The organism is Bacillota bacterium (genome assembly GCA_013177945.1).
Classification (GTDB): domain Bacteria; phylum Bacillota; class DSM-12270; order Thermacetogeniales; family Thermacetogeniaceae; genus Ch130.
Genome location: JABLXW010000002.1, coordinates 81820 through 96939 on the forward strand (window position 1 = coordinate 81820; position 15120 = coordinate 96939).

Below are 15120 nucleotides of genomic sequence, written 5' to 3' on the forward strand. Positions count from 1 at the left end.
CCCCGCGCTCGTTGTGGCTGGCTCCGGTTACCAGCCGGTATCCGCTTGCTGCAGGACCGGAGCCAGTAATTTTTCAGTCAGGAGTCAGGCGCGGCCTGGCCCTGCCTATGCTGGTCCGCGCCCTGGCTGCGCGCCAGTTGAACGAGGAGGGAGAATTAACGTGAAAAAGAAAATAGGCTGTTTGCTGGCCGCCGCCCTTGTGACCGCCGCTGCATTTACCCTTGCGCCGGTAGGTGCGGCAGCAGCCGACGTAATGACCGTAATTCCAGGAGGAGGCACGGTGCTGATAGAGGAAAGCGCGGTGAACAAAAGCGGCCCCCACATCTCCGGGCAGGAGGCCTTGAAGATCGTCAGGGCGGCCTTCCCTTACCTTCCCGCGGAGGGAGAACCGCGGATCGACCTGGAGGAAGATAACTACCGCGGGCGAACAGTCTGGCGCATCAATGCGGAAGAACGCCCTTCCTACAGGTTGGGTCCGCCGCCCGGTTACTCTGCCGCCGTGGATGCAGTCACCGGGGAGATTCTTGAAATGCACTGGCGCCTGGAGCGGCGCGCGGGGGCACAAGAGATCAAGGGTGTGATCTCCCGCGAGAAAGCCCGCGCGGCGGCCGAAAGCCTGGCCCGGCGGTTGCAGCCGGAAAAGTTCGCCCGGATGACCGCCAATCCTTCGCCGTCCGCGTATTCTGGCTACCGCTGGCCGGCGCTAGACGCGGCCTACCGTTTCTCCTGGAGCCGCACCCAGAACGGCATACCCGTGGGGGACGACGGGCTGCACATTGCCGTGGACGCCATGACCGGTCTGGTTACCGGTTACACCCTGTTGTGGCTGGACGATCTAAAGCTGCCTCCTGCCGGGGCCGTGTTGTCGGCCGGCGAGATTCCCGCAAAGGTTGCGGCGAAGGCCGGCATGGCGCTGGTCTATGAGGTCTTTCCCGGCGGTGCGGCGCCGGCGCAGGTCAGGCCGGTCTACCAGATCAACTCCCGGTGCGCGTGCCTGGTGGATGCCCGCACGGGGGATTTTTTGAACTTTCAGGGAGAGCCCGTTAAAGAATGCGTGCTGTACGCTCCCGAAGACTACGCGCACATCAGGGGTGAAGGTAATCCCCCCGCTCCCGGCGCCGGGATTGATCCGACCAGGGCCAGGGAGGCGGCCGAGCGGTTCTTCCGGCTGCTCGGGTACGAGGGGCCGGTGGAGCGGTCCGGCGGAGGTGAAAGCAGCGGTCCCCTCGGCAGGCGGGCGTGGTGGAACTACGATTTGCGCCTGGAAGGGCAAGATGGACCTGCACTGAGTGTAGGCATCGATTCGGGCACCGGGGAGGTTGTCGAATTCCACGACGACGCCTGCCGCGTCTTGCGTCCCGACCCCGGTGAAAAGCGTCTCACGCGGGACGAGGCGCTGGCCGTGGCCCGGGAGTTCATCCGGAAGGTCAGTCCCGCCTGCGCGGGCCATGTGGCGCTCGAAAAAAGCCCGCCGGAATGGCGCCGGGACGAGGATGGCCACTCTTTCCGGTTCTTCCGGGTGGTCAACGGGATTCCCTTCCCGATGGACGGCATCGAAGTAGATATCGCTCCCGACGGCCGGGTGGTCGGCTACCGGTGCGAGTGGCACCGCGTGAACTTTCCCCAACCCCAAAGTGTCATTTCGCCGGCGGAAGCCGCCCGCCGGTGGGTGACCAACGCTTCCTACGAGCTGAAGTACTACCTGCCCCGGACGGACGACGGGCGCCCCTGTGCCGGGGCGCGGCTCGTGTACTTTTTGAAGGAGGCGGTCGCCGTTGACGCCGTGACGGGGCAGGTCCTGGGGCCCGACGGGCGGCCCCAGGGGAGCCCGGCGCCAGGCTACGACTTCCGGGGGAGCCGGGCGGCGGACTACTTGCAGTTGCTGGCGGAGAGCGGCCTCCTGCCCGCGCCGGAAAAGTTTGCCCCGTCGGCGCCGGTGACCAGGCGCGAGGCCGTCAGGGTGCTGGTGGCCGCCGCCAGGCGCTACTATGGCGCCAAGGAGGTCCCCGCCGCGCCCAGTTTCCGCGACGTGGCGCCCGGCGACGCGGACTTCGGCGCCGTCGAGACGGCGGTGGCCCTGGGCATTGTGCCCGGGGGCGGTTCTTTCGGCCCGGACCAACCCCTGGACAGGAAAACGCTGGCCGCGTGGCTGGTCAATGCCGCGGGATACGGTGAGGTGGCGGCCATCCCCAACCGGATCACCTCGCCCTTTGCCGACACGGCGGCCCTCTCCGGGCGGGAACAGAACTGCATCGGGCTGGCCTACGGGCTCGGGTTCATGCGGGGCGACGGCACAGGAAGGTTCCGGCCCGACGAGCCGGTGACCTGGGAGGAACTCGCCGCTGCGGTGATCCGGGCGCTGCCGCTGCTGGGGGGCGGACGGGAGTGGTAGCCCCTTTCCGCTGCGTCAACTGGAATACCCTCGCGGAGAGTGAGTGCAAACAGGCCGCGAGGTTACCCGTTTCAGCGGGAACAAGAGGAGCTTAACAGGCGGAGGCAGGAGAAGATGAGTTACCAGCTAGGTTATCTCGACGTACTAAAGGCGGATTTTTTGCCACTAGATCCCCTTGATACTTTACTGCTGGCGGGTGTTTTCCTCGGCATCCCCTTTCTCGTCATCTGGGGGCTGAAAGCGGCAGGCGAGTGGCGCAGGCGCTGGTGGCTCCTGCCGGTGACCATCGCTTTCCCCTTGTTTATATTGCTTTTTGCAAGCTTGCCGCAGGCGGGATCAGGCTGGCAGCTGACTGACAAAGGGCTCGAACTCAAGACGTGGCCGGTCTCCGCCGCGCTCGACCTGAAGGGGACGCGGGCGGCGCTGGTGGAAAGCTCAAGCCCGTGGCGGCCGGTAGTGCGAACGAACGGCTACGGCACAGCGGGGCTCACCACCGGCTGGTGCAAACTTGCCAACGGCAGGAAAGCGGTGGTGTTCCGTCACCTGCGCCCGAGCCGGATGGTGGTGCTGGAGTCGGAAGGCCGCTATTACGTGCTGGCCCACCCGGGCGTGGAGGAACTCTATTCTGCGTTGCTGGCCCGGGGGGTGAAGCAGGGTGCCCTTTAGCTTCACAATTGCTCCCCCGGACGGCACGACTAGGGTGGTAACCCTGGGCACGTTTTTGCTGCTCGGCGGCCTCACCTTCTGGATCTGGATCGTGTCCGGGGAAGAAACAGAAGCCCTTATCTTTACCTTCTTCCTGGTTTGGGGCCCGCTGGCTGTGACCTGGCTTTTTGCGCCCCGCGGCTACCTGGTATCCCGGGAGGGAATTGTTATCCGCCGGGCGGTTGGTTCGTTTACCATCCCTGCTGCGGAAGTCGAATCGGTTGAGCTCGTTGGCAGGGTGAGGCCGGGGATAAGGCTCTGGGCGTCCGGCGGGCTTTTCGGCTGGTTCGGCCTCTTTACCCTGAAGGACGGGGGCACGGCGAAAGTCTACGCCACCCGCTGGGACCGGATGGTGCGGATCAAGACCCGCCGGGAGATTTACCTTCTTTCCCCGGCGGAGCCGCAGAAGTTCTACGAGGCGCTGCGGGTTCGGCTTTGCGGCACTGCGGGTTAGTGGTGCTGCCCGGCGTGTCCGGTGGCGCGGGCTGCGGTTGGAGGCCGCAGGAGCGACGTGATCTGGGGGGTGTTGACCCGGTGAGAAAAAAGCTGATCCTGGGGATAAGTTTACTGCTGGCCGCAGCCGGAATCGTGCTGGCGACGCTCTTCCTGCCGGTGGCGGTGGAGACGGGGACTGAGGAGCTGCGCGCAGTACGGCTAGGATGGCCTTTCTGGTTCGTGGTGCAGGACCAGAGTTGCTACAGCCCGCCGGGGGACGTGTGGACCACCTGCTTTCTCTCCCCGTGGGAGTGCCCCTTCGCGGTGGTGTGGTGGCGCTTTCTGGCGTCGTGTGCGGCGGTGGCGGGTCTGCTGTGGCTTGTGCTGCGCGCGGTTGCACTGTTGACCGGCTGGCGGGCGGGTGCCGGCCGGGCGTGAGCGATGGGAGGTTGGTGTCCTGGTGAAGTGACCCGGGTCCCAACATCGACCACCGGCGGGTCCAGAACCAGATGCGGTTCTTCGAGCGCCACGGCCGGAGCCTGACGCTTTCCCTGGTGCCCCGCGCGGGGCGAGTGGCGGTGGGGAGACGTGGTGTACTGGTGGCTGCCGGGCAGTCGGCTCCTCTGCGGGATTGTATCCGACAGGCCGGGCGCTTCCGGGCTCCCCATGGTGATCCACATGGTGTCCCCCTGATTTTCAATTATTCTTCGGTTTACAAAATGCAATATTTTTGATAAAATGTAAACCAGGGGTGAAAAGGTGATGGTCGGAGAACGGCTCAGGCTGGCCCGGCGGGCCGCCGGACTGAATTTGCGGGAATTAGCCAACCGTGTGGGTGTGTCGCCTCAGGCCATTTCAAAGTACGAACGGGGCTTAGACATACCAAGTTCCGGTGTCCTGCTCCGTCTGGCAGAGGCGCTCGGGGTCAAGGTTGAATATTTTTTCCGGACGCGTAGGGTGAACCTTTCCGTGCCGGCTTACCGTAAAAATTCTGCCCTGCGCCGCAAGCAAGAACAAACGATCCTTGCCCAAATCCAGGGGTGGCTTGAACGATATCTCGAGATTGAAGCGCTTTTCCCGCCTGGCGACGCCGCACGCGGCTTTGCTTTACCGGAGGGCGTAAATCCCAGGATTACCGTGCCGGAAGAAGCGGAGCGGGTGGCGGAAGAGCTAAGGGCGGCCTGGCAGTTAGGCTTGGCCCCCATCGAAAACCTGACCGAACTTCTTGAGGATAGAGGGATCAAGGTTGGGTTGGTGGACGGTGCGGAGGGCTTTGACGCCTGCACCTTCATGATGGAGGACAACACCCCGGTCATTGTTATGCGGCGTAGTCTTCCCGGCGACCGCCAGCGCTTCAATTTGGCCCACGAATTAGGGCACATTATTCTCCGGCCCGAAAAAGGGGCGAGTGCAGAGAAAGCGGCGCACCGGTTTGCCGGTGCTTTTTTAGTCCCCGCACCGGCGGCGCGCCGCGAATTGGGGGAGCGGCGGCAGGCGCTTAGCCTCTACGAACTGCACCTTTTAAAGCATAAGTACGGCCTCAGTATGCAGGCCTGGATCTACCGGGCGAAGGATTTAAGTATCATTTCGGAAGCGCTCGCCGCGAATTTGTTCCGCGAATTTCGCCGCCATGGTTGGCACCAGAAAGAACCCGGCGATGCTCTGCCCCCCGAGGAACCAAAGCGAATGGAACGGCTGGTGATGCGTGCGCTTGCGGAGGATCTGATCTCAGAATCCCGTGCCGCCGAACTGCTCGCCAAATCCCTGGCTGAATTTTGGCGGGAGGTGGCCGAGCAGCATGGCGGATTCCCGGCAGATCCACGTGACTGACACGAATATCTGGATCGACCTGTATGCCGGCGGGATTATTTACGAAGCGTTCCAACTGCCGCTCCGGTTTATCGCCCCTGATGTGGTTATTGCCGAATTACAGGCGCCCGATGGACGAGACCTGGTATCCCTCGGATTGCAGCAGGAGGAACTTGCCGGCGACGAGGTCCGCCTAGTCATTCAATTAGCAAGCCGGTATCCCGCGCCCTCGCGCGTGGACCTTTTTGCCCTGGCGCTGGCCAAAGCAAGGGGCGCTGTTTTGCTAACCGGTGATAGGCACCTGCGGAAAGCCGCAGAACAAGAGAAAGTATCAGTGCACGGGACGCTATGGATACTGGACGAACTGGTTCGACAGCGGATCGTTACACCCCAAAAAGCGGCCCGAGCGCTGGAAAAGATGCGGGCGAAGGGAAGCCGCCTGCCCCGCGCCGAGTGCGAACGCCGGCTGAGAAAATGGGGAAGATGAGACGGTTGACGCTGCAGGGGGTTCGATAGGAAGAATGACGGCATTTGCCTTCGCCCATGCCCGGCACACATAAGAGGGGAGTGGCCTTGCCACTCCCCTTGGCATAAAAGTTTTTCCGGATTTCCAGTCTACCAGTACCAGGCGCTGACCGAAGCTCCGTCAGACTCAGCTCCTGCGCCCCCGTTGTAGTTTGACGAGTAGGCTTCCGCATACCACCCGATCCGGTAGTTGTCAGCCCTTGCTTTGTGCCAGATGGTGGCAGTAGTACTGTTGGTAGGAGCTGAAGTCTCGTCTGCCCTTTTCCCGGCTATTTCTTTTGTGGTGGCGATTTTGCCAGTCTTCGCGCCGCCAGTCTCATCCTTGATCTCCTGAGGTGTTAGGTTGTTTTCGTCGACCCTTGTTTTCTTCACGGGAACAAACTCCACATCTCCTGTCTCAGCATTGACGATAGCCTTTACGTTTAGCTGCGGCTCTCCCTTAAAGACTTTGACTGGCTCCCTGGTACCCTCCTGGTGAATCTTACCGAAGATGGTGATTGACTCGCCAGGCACGTTCTCTGCTTCTTTCTCAACTTTACCAGTCTTGCCGCCGCCCGTGTCATCTTTTATCTCCTGAGGTACCAGGTTGTTTTCACTGGCCTGCACCACGCTTCTTTTCACAGGCTCAACTCCATTTTTTGCCCATGCCACGCCGGCGCCCACCAGAAGGGTGGCCAGAAGACCGACCATTGCTAAGGTCAACCAGCCTTTTTTCGGATGCATCCTTACTTCCTCCTTTCAGTTTCATTTTGACTAGGGTTTTATCCCCTCACCACGGCTTCTCCCAGGCCAGTCCCCTCCTCTTTATCCCCCCTTTCCGGAGCCGCAATTACCTGGGTTAAAGCGCGTGCTTATGAAGGCCGGGCGGTTAGTCAACCGACGCGGCAATTTTCAGCATTTCCTCTAAAGAAAGTGTGCCGCTACCATCCTCCAACATGTAAACCAGCCCTTTATCCTCCCATTTGAGCGTGTGACCTACCTTTACGGCAGGTTCTTTACCTGCGTCGTTGATTTCCATGATGGGGAACTCGGCCCAGTAGGCCGTCTTGCCACGCACCTTGACCTCCTGCACGGCATCGCCGCCCTGGAGGAAGTTACGCTCATTGGTAATGGTCAGGAGCAGTCGTTTCCCGGCCTCTTTCGGAACGCCGTAGACGACGCTGACGAAGCCCCGGTCACTTTTCTCCTGCCTGTCCCCGGTCATGGAGATTAGCCTGTACCCTTCGGGAAGGTAGGTGGGCAGGTGAACGGAGAAGCCAACGTGTGCCTGGGCCGCGGCAGCCGTAGAAAACTCAGGGCAGCGTTTGGCTTCTTTCACTTCCATCTTCTCAAGGCCGCCGAACCTGGCACCGCCATCCCCAGGATGATCTTTGCCCTCCTGCAACTTAGTTACCGTATAACCGTCTCCCGTGCGGATAACCTTGTAGACAACGGAAAGCACCGGGGAAATGACCGCCTTGTTAGCCCAGGCCCTTGCTTGCGGCGAAAGGCCAAAGACCAAACCGCCCACCAGCAGGGCACCGCAAAGGGTTGCGGCCGCGGCTTTTCGCCACGTTATCAATATTGCTCTCCCTTTCCCTTGTTGCATCAGGAGGCGCGTTTTAATCTTGCGAACCAGATCGGGGCCTGCCTCGATTTGCTCAGCTTCCCTGGCCATTGCCGCACGCAGCCATTCCTCAAGCTTCACTTTGCAACCCCTCCTTTCCAGGGTGTTTTGCTCTCTGCGTATCAGCTTCACCGCTTAAAAAAAGCTCCGGGGCAATTAGTTTAAGCTCATCGGCTAACTGTTTAAGCGCTGTGTGCAACCGGGACTTTACCGTACCCTCCCGGCAGCCGAGCACCCGGGATATTTCCTTAAGCGGAAGGTCGTTGTAGTAGCGAAGGACAACCGTGGTGCGCAGCGGGATGCTGAGCTTGCCGAGTGCCTGCTGCACTAACCGTTTCGTTTCCCCGGCCTCTAAAGCATCCCCTATGGGGTCGTCGCGAAGAGCGCATTCTTGGCCACTCTCAGTGAGGGAGTCGAGGGAAACAGGCCCTTTTTCCCTTGCGGTAAGTCGCCAGCATATTCTGGTCAGGAGGCGGTAAAACCACGTTTCAAAGGTCGCCGGGTCACGCAAACCCTTGATTTTTCGGTAACACTGGACAAAAGCATCCTGAACGGCATCCTCAATAATGTCTTTGCGACCGGTAATGAGGTAGGCCGTCCGTAGCGCTTTCCCGCTATACTGCTCAATAAGCATTTCGAAAGCTTGCCAATCACCTTCCTGGATGCGTTTAAGCAAAGGAGCTACATTCAACCTCGCCGCTCCTTTCTTCTGGGAACCCCCTCTACTATATAAGAGACAGCAGCCTGGTAAAAGGTTCGGCTCGGACAGATAAAATATTTTATCGTTATGGCGGCTTCCAGGGGCTTTCCTTGGTAGTCGTCATTATGGAGCAGGCGGAGAGCCTCTACCGCGGCTGGCCGGAGGCCGCCTGAATGCTGGGCGGCGGCGTAGATTAGTTGAGGAGCAGAAGGGGTCGGAAATAAAGCGGCTTGAGGCAAGTTAGAGAACAGGGTTATAATGGATAGTGAAAACGGTTGGTTTGGGTTATGATGGAAGTACAGGGGGGTGAGGCATAATGAAACCTCTTCAGGTAGATTTGCCCGATAAGTTGGCGGCGGAGATTGCTGCACTGGTGCAAGCGGGCTGGTTTCGCAGCGAAGATGAGGTTGTGCGCCTGGCGCTTTTGGAATTCGTTCGGCGCCGCCGTTTTGAGTTAGCAGAACATTTTCAGCGGGAGGATATCGCGTGGGCGCTACGGCAAGAGAAAGAAACGAAAACGTAAGGCGTATTGTGTCAAACACAGGCCCTCTCCTGCATCTTAGCGAAGCGCAGGCCCTTGATTTGCTGGGGGGAGCGGGGGAAATTCACGTTCCGCAGGCCGTAGATGTAGAGATGAGGTTTCAAGCTGAAAAATGGCAGGAGCAACGGCCGGCATGGCTGATAGTAGATCCCCTCGTTCCACCTCATAGCGCAGAAGCGGAATTATGGCTGGAGGCGGGATTGCTTCATGTCGGAGAAGCCGAGGCGATTGCGCTCGCCCGCCAGATTCGTGCTGACTGGCTGGTAACCGATGATGCCGCTGCCCGCTTGTTTGCGCAAACGTTAGGAATCGAGGTTCACGGGTCGCTCGGGATTGTCCTGTGGGCAGCGGCTACAGGCCGGCTTAATTGTCCAGAAGCGGAGGCTATGTTAGACCGGCTGGCGCGTTCGTCGCTTTGGCTTTCGCCACGGGTACTGGCGGAGGCAAAAAAGGCGCTGGAAAAAATCTATTCTTAGTGTTTAGAAAACTCCCGCGGTAACTAAGTTTGGCAGCGGTAGGCCGTAAGTAGTGGTGATCATGGAGCAGGCAGAAAGCCTCTACAGAGATTGGCCGGAGGCGGCCTGAGTGCTGGGCGGCGAAGGGCGGAGAAAAAAAGGGGGGGGCTAAATGATCACGGTGAATTATACGCTCGCTATAGCGGGTGCGGTGGAAGCGCTCATGACGGTGGCCGGTTGTTAATATTTGGGATCAGGAAGCAAGTTGTGCTGGCGGCATGTAATGTATATATTAAGCAAATATATATCGCGCCTCATCAGGAGGCGCTTTTGAAGCGGAAGGCGCGAGCGCTTGGACTGGCGGAAGCAGAACTGGTTTTTTAGACAGGCGGGAGGATTTCCGGGGTTGCGGCGATACCTTAGGGTGTTTGTGGCGACGAAAAGGGTGAATCTTAATTTGTAGCTGAATTACCTGCGGAAGTGGCTCCTGATCGCTACGGCCATCGGGTTGGTGGCCGGGATGGGCGCCATCGTTTTTTACGAGGCCATTCATTGGTCCTCGTATCTGTTTCTCCAGTTGGGTGCCGGTTACCGTCCGCCCGCGCCGCTGGGCGAAGGGCGGCCGGTGGTGACGGAAATCTCCCGGCGCTGGATTTGCTCCAGGTGTTGGGCATGGGTTGCGGCTGGCTGCAATTAGGGATGCTGAATCGCCCTCTGTCCCTGGGCGTAACCCTGCCGCAGTTACCTCTTATCGGTGCAGCGGGTGAGCGCCGGGGGTTCCCGGGAGGTACTAGGATAATGCCTTATCGGCAAACTCCTGCCGGTGACCTTTAGCGGCGGACGCGATCGTTTTTGCGGTGGGCAGAAGATCGGAGGGATGGCGATGGTGAACTGGGGGCGCCGGGCTTTTTGGAGCGTTCCGGCGACGGAGATCCTGTCCTCGTTACAGGCGGCACCCGGCGGTCTTTCCGGCGCGGAAGCGGCGCGGCGGCTGGCGGCATACTGGCCGAACCGGCTGCGCCGGGTGCGGGATGTCACGGCGTGGCGGCTTTTCCCGTTCCAGTTTGCGAGCCTCATCGTGCTGCTCCTGCTTTACCTGCGTTTGTCAATGGGTCTGTTGCCAAACTCTGTTCCAACCACCGGGAAATCAGGCATTGGATGGGGAATTAACCCAATAAGGCCTAAAAAAATTTGCCAACCTGGTGGTGACTTCGAAAAGATGATGGGATACAAGTCAACAGAGCGCAAACTGTTCTACATGATCAATTTAGATGAACGTGTTCCCCAGGACCACATCCTGAGACAGATGAACGAAGTGGTAGACTTTAGTTTCATCTACGACCTGGTACGTCCTTATTACGACTACACGGGAGCACCTTCAACCGACCCGGTTGTAGTCTTTAAGATGGCTTTATTGGGTTACCTCTACGGGATAACGAGTGAACGCAAATTAGCGGAGGAGTACCGTCTCAATCTAGCTTTCATGTGGTTTCTGGGGTATGACATAGACGAGATACCTCCAAATCACAGTATTCTCTCCAAGGCGAGGAAGCGCTTCGGACGTAACACATACGAGCAGTTTTTTAATGAGAACCTCAAGCTCTGCCAAGAAGCAGGGCTTGTTGAAGGCAATAAAGTCTTCTTAGATGCCACTTTGCTCAAGGCCAACGCATCTTTTAACTCCCTTGAAGAGCGCAAAGAGGCTTGTGAACTCAAGTACAGCCCGGAAGAGTACCTGGACAGGGTCTGGGCCGAGAACCAGGAGGAACAGGAAGAGGATAAACAACACAGTCAAAACGAGCCGGATGAAGGCCACAGCAATTCCAACAGTGCCGGTTCTCAGGGAACAACAGTTGAACCAAACAAAGAAACAGACCAAGAAAGCAAAGGCAAAAAGGTAAAGACAAACGAGCGTTTAGTCAGCCGGACCGATCCCGATGCTGCCTTGATCACCTACAACAACTCCAAAGGTGTCCTTCTTGCCCACAAGGTCCACATTGCCGTTGACAGTGGACCAGCGCGTATAGTGACAGGGGTAGAAGTAACCCCAGGAAACGTTGCTGAGGCTCGTGTAGCCCTGACTTTAATTGGCAAGCACACCTGGAACACCGGCTGCCTCCCCGAAGAAGCAGTTGCCGACAAAGGTTACGGCAGGAAACACTTTTACTCCTTTCTTAAGCAGGCGGGGATTCTACCCAGTATCCCCTACCCGAAGCCTTGGAGGAAGAAGCGCAAAGAGAAGTTTGATGCTGGCTTCGTCTACGACGAGAAAGAGGATGTTTACATCTGTCCTCAAGGCAAGAAGATGTACCGCATGGAAGCTTACGGAGACGGTTCTATACTCTACCGGGTGCACAGGTCTGCCTGTAGAGGCTGCCCTTACAAAGGAGTTCTCTGCAAAGCAAAGCGGCCTTCAATTGTTCGAAAGACAAAGACAGAACTGATGGATTGGGTTGACCAACACCTAGCGACAGAAAAGGCTAAAGAAAGTATTAAAAAGAGAGCGCCTTGGGTTGAGACTGTGTTTGCTGAGATGAAAGCTGTGCATGGTTTGAGCAGGGCGACATTACGAGGAAGGGACAAAGTTCAGATTCAAGCTCTGTTGGCAATGGCGGTGCACAACATCAAGCAGTTGGTGAAGTCAGTTAAGAAAAGGTCCCGAAATGCAGGAAGCCAACGCTTTTTGCTCTCTTTTGCTATCAGATTCATGTTTGAGTTTGGTGTTGTGGTGTGTAATTCTAGGTCTTTGGCAACAGACCCCAATATAGAATTGATCCACCCGATAATGGGGTTATTGCCAAAGACCCTAAAATACCAAGGCCAAAGAGTTGAATCCAACAGAAAAATGCAGAAGCATTTCCTTTGCCCATCCAGGCACCCGGCCTTTCCTCATTACCTTCACCTTGATATTGTGCACTGCACAGGCCAGCAGTGCCTGGATCTGCACTTTCTCTCTTCCACGCAGTGTTGCTCTGGCCAATCCTAAGGGCCCTTTCAGTTCAGCAAAGGCAGTTTCAACCCGGTGGGGACGCTCCTTCAAGCTCTGTTTCGCATAACCAGTCGCCAGATGTCCATTGACCCATTTCATGAGTTCATCATTGTAACTGGTCTTTATTGAAGGCCGTTTAGCTTTACAGAGTGTTCCGTGGTAAACACATCCCCGGCAGGCATGGCGGTGGACACGGTAAAGGGCGCCGTCGGAAGATTTGTCCATGCGGTACATTTTCTTTCCCTGCGGGCAGTAGTAAACGTCCTCTTTTTCATCGTAAACAAAGCCGGCTTCGAGCTTCTTTTTGCGCATCGTCTTGCGGGGCTTAGGATAAGGTATGCTGGGCAGGATGCCTGCCTGCTTGAGAAAAGCGTAAAGATACCGTCTCCCGTAGCCTCTGTCTGCAATTGCTTCCTGAGGTAAGAGATGTGTGTTCCAGATGTGCCTGCCGATGAGGCCTGCAGCTACCCTAGCTTCTGGAACAGATCCAGATGTGGTTTCCACCGCTGTTACAATCCTTGCCGGACCTCCGGCTACAGCAATGTGCACCTTATGGGCAAGCAAGACGCCTTTGGAATTGATGCGCGTAACAAGGGCGGCATCCGGATCTGTTCTGCTGACCAGGCGCTCGTTGGTTTTCGGCTTGCCTTTTCCTTTTTTGCTCTCGTTCTGGCCTGAAGGAGCAATAGGGCTGCCTTCTCCATCTTCAGGATCTTCAGGTGTCTCGTTCTCTGCCCAGACCCGGTCAAGGTACTGTTCCGGCGTTTGCAGCTCCTGGTAAGGCCGGCGTTCTGTGAGGGAGTCCAGGGATGCGTTTGCTTTCAGGAGAGTGGCGTCGAGGAAGACCTTGTTGCCCTCTATCAGGCCTGCCTTTTCGCAGAGCATGACCACATGCCTGAAAAACTGCTCGTAGACGTCCCGCCCGAAACGTGACCTTGCCTTGGAGAGGATGCTGTGGTCTGGAGGAGTTTCATCTATGTCATAGCCCAGAAACCATATGAAGGCCATGTTCAGCCGGCATTCCTCTGCCAGTTTGCGCTCGCTGGTAATCCCGTAAAGGTAGCCCAACAGGGCCATTTTAAAGACAACAACCGGATCGACGGAAGGAGCGCCGGTGTGGCTGTAGTAGGGCCTGACCATGTCATAGATAAAGCTGAAGTCGACTGCTCTGCTTATCTGTCTTAAAAGATGGTCTTCGGGCACGCGCTTGTCGAGGTCAAACATGTAAAAGATCTTGCGCCCTGCAGATTTTCGACCCATCATCTGAAATCACCGCAGGATTGATTTTTGCCATTTCTCTAGTGATTAATTCTCCATAAAGGATTCAATCTCCTGGCCCGATTTGGCATGAGTTTGGCAACAGACCCATCGACCGAAATGGATCACTTTTAAACCGGCCTTGACATATTGTTCGTTTTCTGGAAGACGGCGGGGAGTGTTTTTAAAAAAATCCTACGGTGGGTTGACTTTATCGCCTGAAGCCCGGCCGCTTGTTGTTTTCAACAGAGGTAAGCAAGTTATATAATCAAGCGACCCATTCATCCTGCTTTACAGGAGTGACTTCTGGCATAAGATTTAAGTAATGCCAGTTTTTTATTGCCAGGAAAAAAGAAGGGAGGAAGGAAATGCTAAAAATATGTAGAATTCATCATAGGGCGTTTAAAATTAATGATTTGACATTAACAGTCCTGACTGACGACGGAGGTATCCCTGTGAAAAAATTGCTCCCTGGTGGTGATCTTCACTTTGAAATAGATCCTCCGGAAATTAAACCAGTTGTGCTGGATCTTTTCTGTGGAGCAGGGGGGCTTAGCCTGGGTTTTGAATTAGCTGGCTACTATATAGGGCTAGGCGTGGAAATGGACAGGTGGGCTTACGAAACTCATTCTTATAATTTCAACGGCCGTTGTCATTTTGGAAACATTAAAGATATTCAAAACCCTGAGAAACTGATCAGAAAGTATGATCTCGAAAGAGTGGATGTTATTGTCGGCGGCCCACCCTGCCAGGGTTTCAGTCGGGTCGGTAGAGGTAAAATCAGGAGCCTGCTGAAGGATCCAACCTACATTCATGATCCTCGCAATCAGCTATATCGTGAATTTCTAAGGTTTCTCGAAGCTTTGAGACCCCTTTACTTTGTAATGGAAAATGTTCCTGATATGCAGTATTATGTGGACCACGATGAACTTCTTCTGGAAAAGATGCTTCGTTATTTAAGAAAAATAGGTTACACTGCCGAATGGCAGATTTTACATGCGGATCATTATGGTGTACCGCAAACGCGAAAAAGACTTTTTGTTGTAGGTAACAGAATAGGGCATGAAATTGTATGGCCTGAAAAAACCCATGAGGGAAGACCTGTAACGGTCTGGGATGCGATAGGTGATCTACCCATTGTTCCTCACGGTCACCGGGAGGATGAGATTGCATATATACCACGGAGAAATTTGAACAATTATCAGCGTTTTATGCGTGAAGGGGCTGGAGGTGTCCTGTACAATCATCAAACCCGGTGGCACAACGAACAGGATCTGGCTGCCTTTGCCTTGCTTGAGGAAGGTGGGAAATATGCTGATCTGCCAGCAAAATACAAACGTTATCGAGATGATATTTTCAAGGATAAGTACCGTAAGTTGTACAGGGATAGTCCCTCCTGGACCATCGAAGCTCATATAGGGAAAGATACATACCGGCACATTTATCCCAGCAGAAAAGGTGAACCCGAGCCGCCGCGCACGATTTCCGTCAGGGAAGCAGCCAGGTTACAGAGCTTTCCTGACCGTTTCCGCTTCGTGGGTCCGTTTACACGACAGTTTCACCAAGTGGGAAATGCTGTGCCCCCCCTTCTTGCCAGAGCTGTTGCCAGAGCCATTCTGCCGGGCGTGCTTAAAGGGATATCACTGATAAGTGAAACAAAACAGGGTATCAGGATTGGAGCTGGATATTAAGTTAAGCTGGATATT

At 56.4% G+C, this 15120-nt stretch carries 15 protein-coding genes; 12 read left to right on the forward strand and 3 right to left on the reverse strand.

Annotation, left to right across the window (positions count from 1 at the left end; all coding sequences use genetic code 11):
* Positions 1 to 11: 11 nt before the first annotated feature.
* From HPY58_02190 to HPY58_02225, 8 genes are all read left to right on the forward strand, one after another.
* Entirely contained in the window at positions 12 to 164 is a 153-nt protein-coding gene (locus tag HPY58_02190) for a hypothetical protein (protein ID NPV28466.1), read from the forward strand.
* Positions 161 to 2392, forward strand: a complete 2232-nt coding sequence (locus HPY58_02195; protein NPV28467.1) for a hypothetical protein — start codon at positions 161 to 163, stop codon at positions 2390 to 2392. The genes HPY58_02190 and HPY58_02195 overlap by 4 nt, the downstream gene beginning before the upstream one ends.
* A 114-nt stretch (positions 2393 to 2506) precedes the next feature.
* Positions 2507 to 3058 (forward strand): hypothetical protein, encoded by a 552-nt coding sequence (locus HPY58_02200; protein NPV28468.1) that lies wholly within the window; start codon positions 2507 to 2509, stop codon positions 3056 to 3058.
* Positions 3048 to 3551, forward strand: a complete 504-nt coding sequence (locus HPY58_02205) for a hypothetical protein (GenBank protein NPV28469.1) — start codon at positions 3048 to 3050, stop codon at positions 3549 to 3551. The genes HPY58_02200 and HPY58_02205 overlap by 11 nt, the downstream gene beginning before the upstream one ends.
* 80 nt (positions 3552 to 3631) lie before the next feature.
* Positions 3632 to 3970, forward strand: coding sequence for a hypothetical protein (locus tag HPY58_02210; GenBank protein NPV28470.1), 339 nt, complete (start codon positions 3632 to 3634; stop codon positions 3968 to 3970).
* 71 nt (positions 3971 to 4041) lie between these two features.
* Positions 4042 to 4266, forward strand: coding sequence for a hypothetical protein (locus tag HPY58_02215; protein ID NPV28471.1), 225 nt, complete (start codon positions 4042 to 4044; stop codon positions 4264 to 4266).
* 28 nt (positions 4267 to 4294) lie between these two features.
* Positions 4295 to 5362, forward strand: coding sequence for an ImmA/IrrE family metallo-endopeptidase (locus tag HPY58_02220; protein NPV28472.1), 1068 nt, complete (start codon positions 4295 to 4297; stop codon positions 5360 to 5362).
* On the forward strand, positions 5331 to 5828 hold the full coding sequence (locus tag HPY58_02225) for a DUF3368 domain-containing protein (protein NPV28473.1): 498 nt from the start codon (positions 5331 to 5333) through the stop codon (positions 5826 to 5828). Before HPY58_02220 ends, HPY58_02225 begins: the two co-directional genes overlap by 32 nt.
* Positions 5829 to 5956: 128 nt before the next feature.
* Here HPY58_02225 and HPY58_02230 read toward each other — a convergent pair whose 3' ends face one another.
* The 3 genes from HPY58_02230 to HPY58_02240 all read right to left on the reverse strand — a co-directional run bounded on the left by HPY58_02230 (position 5957) and on the right by HPY58_02240 (position 8163).
* Positions 5957 to 6589 carry a hypothetical protein gene (locus tag HPY58_02230; protein NPV28474.1) on the reverse strand — a complete coding sequence of 211 codons (633 nt, stop codon included), beginning with the start codon at positions 6587 to 6589 and terminating at the stop codon, positions 5957 to 5959.
* A 145-nt stretch (positions 6590 to 6734) separates the two neighbouring features.
* Positions 6735 to 7553: a DUF4367 domain-containing protein gene (locus tag HPY58_02235; GenBank protein NPV28475.1), complete on the reverse strand. Its 819-nt coding sequence runs from the start codon at positions 7551 to 7553 to the stop codon at positions 6735 to 6737.
* On the reverse strand, positions 7543 to 8163 hold the full coding sequence (locus HPY58_02240; protein NPV28476.1) for an RNA polymerase sigma factor: 621 nt from the start codon (positions 8161 to 8163) through the stop codon (positions 7543 to 7545). The genes HPY58_02235 and HPY58_02240 overlap by 11 nt, the downstream gene beginning before the upstream one ends.
* 325 nt (positions 8164 to 8488) lie before the next feature.
* On the opposite strand from HPY58_02240, the gene HPY58_02245 reads away from it, so the two are divergent.
* From HPY58_02245 to HPY58_02260, 4 genes are all read left to right on the forward strand, one after another.
* Entirely contained in the window at positions 8489 to 8695 is a 207-nt protein-coding gene (locus HPY58_02245) for a CopG family transcriptional regulator (protein ID NPV28477.1), read from the forward strand.
* The gene (locus HPY58_02250) at positions 8659 to 9189 is read left to right on the forward strand and encodes a DUF3368 domain-containing protein (GenBank protein NPV28478.1); all 531 of its coding nucleotides are present in this window, start codon (positions 8659 to 8661) and stop codon (positions 9187 to 9189) included. The genes HPY58_02245 and HPY58_02250 overlap by 37 nt, the downstream gene beginning before the upstream one ends.
* Positions 9190 to 9991: 802 nt before the next feature.
* The gene (locus tag HPY58_02255) at positions 9992 to 12154 is read left to right on the forward strand and encodes an IS1182 family transposase (GenBank protein ID NPV28479.1); all 2163 of its coding nucleotides are present in this window, start codon (positions 9992 to 9994) and stop codon (positions 12152 to 12154) included.
* Positions 12155 to 13782: 1628 nt separating this feature from the next.
* Entirely contained in the window at positions 13783 to 15105 is a 1323-nt protein-coding gene (locus tag HPY58_02260; GenBank protein NPV28480.1) for a DNA cytosine methyltransferase, read from the forward strand.
* Positions 15106 to 15120 lie beyond the last annotated feature (15 nt).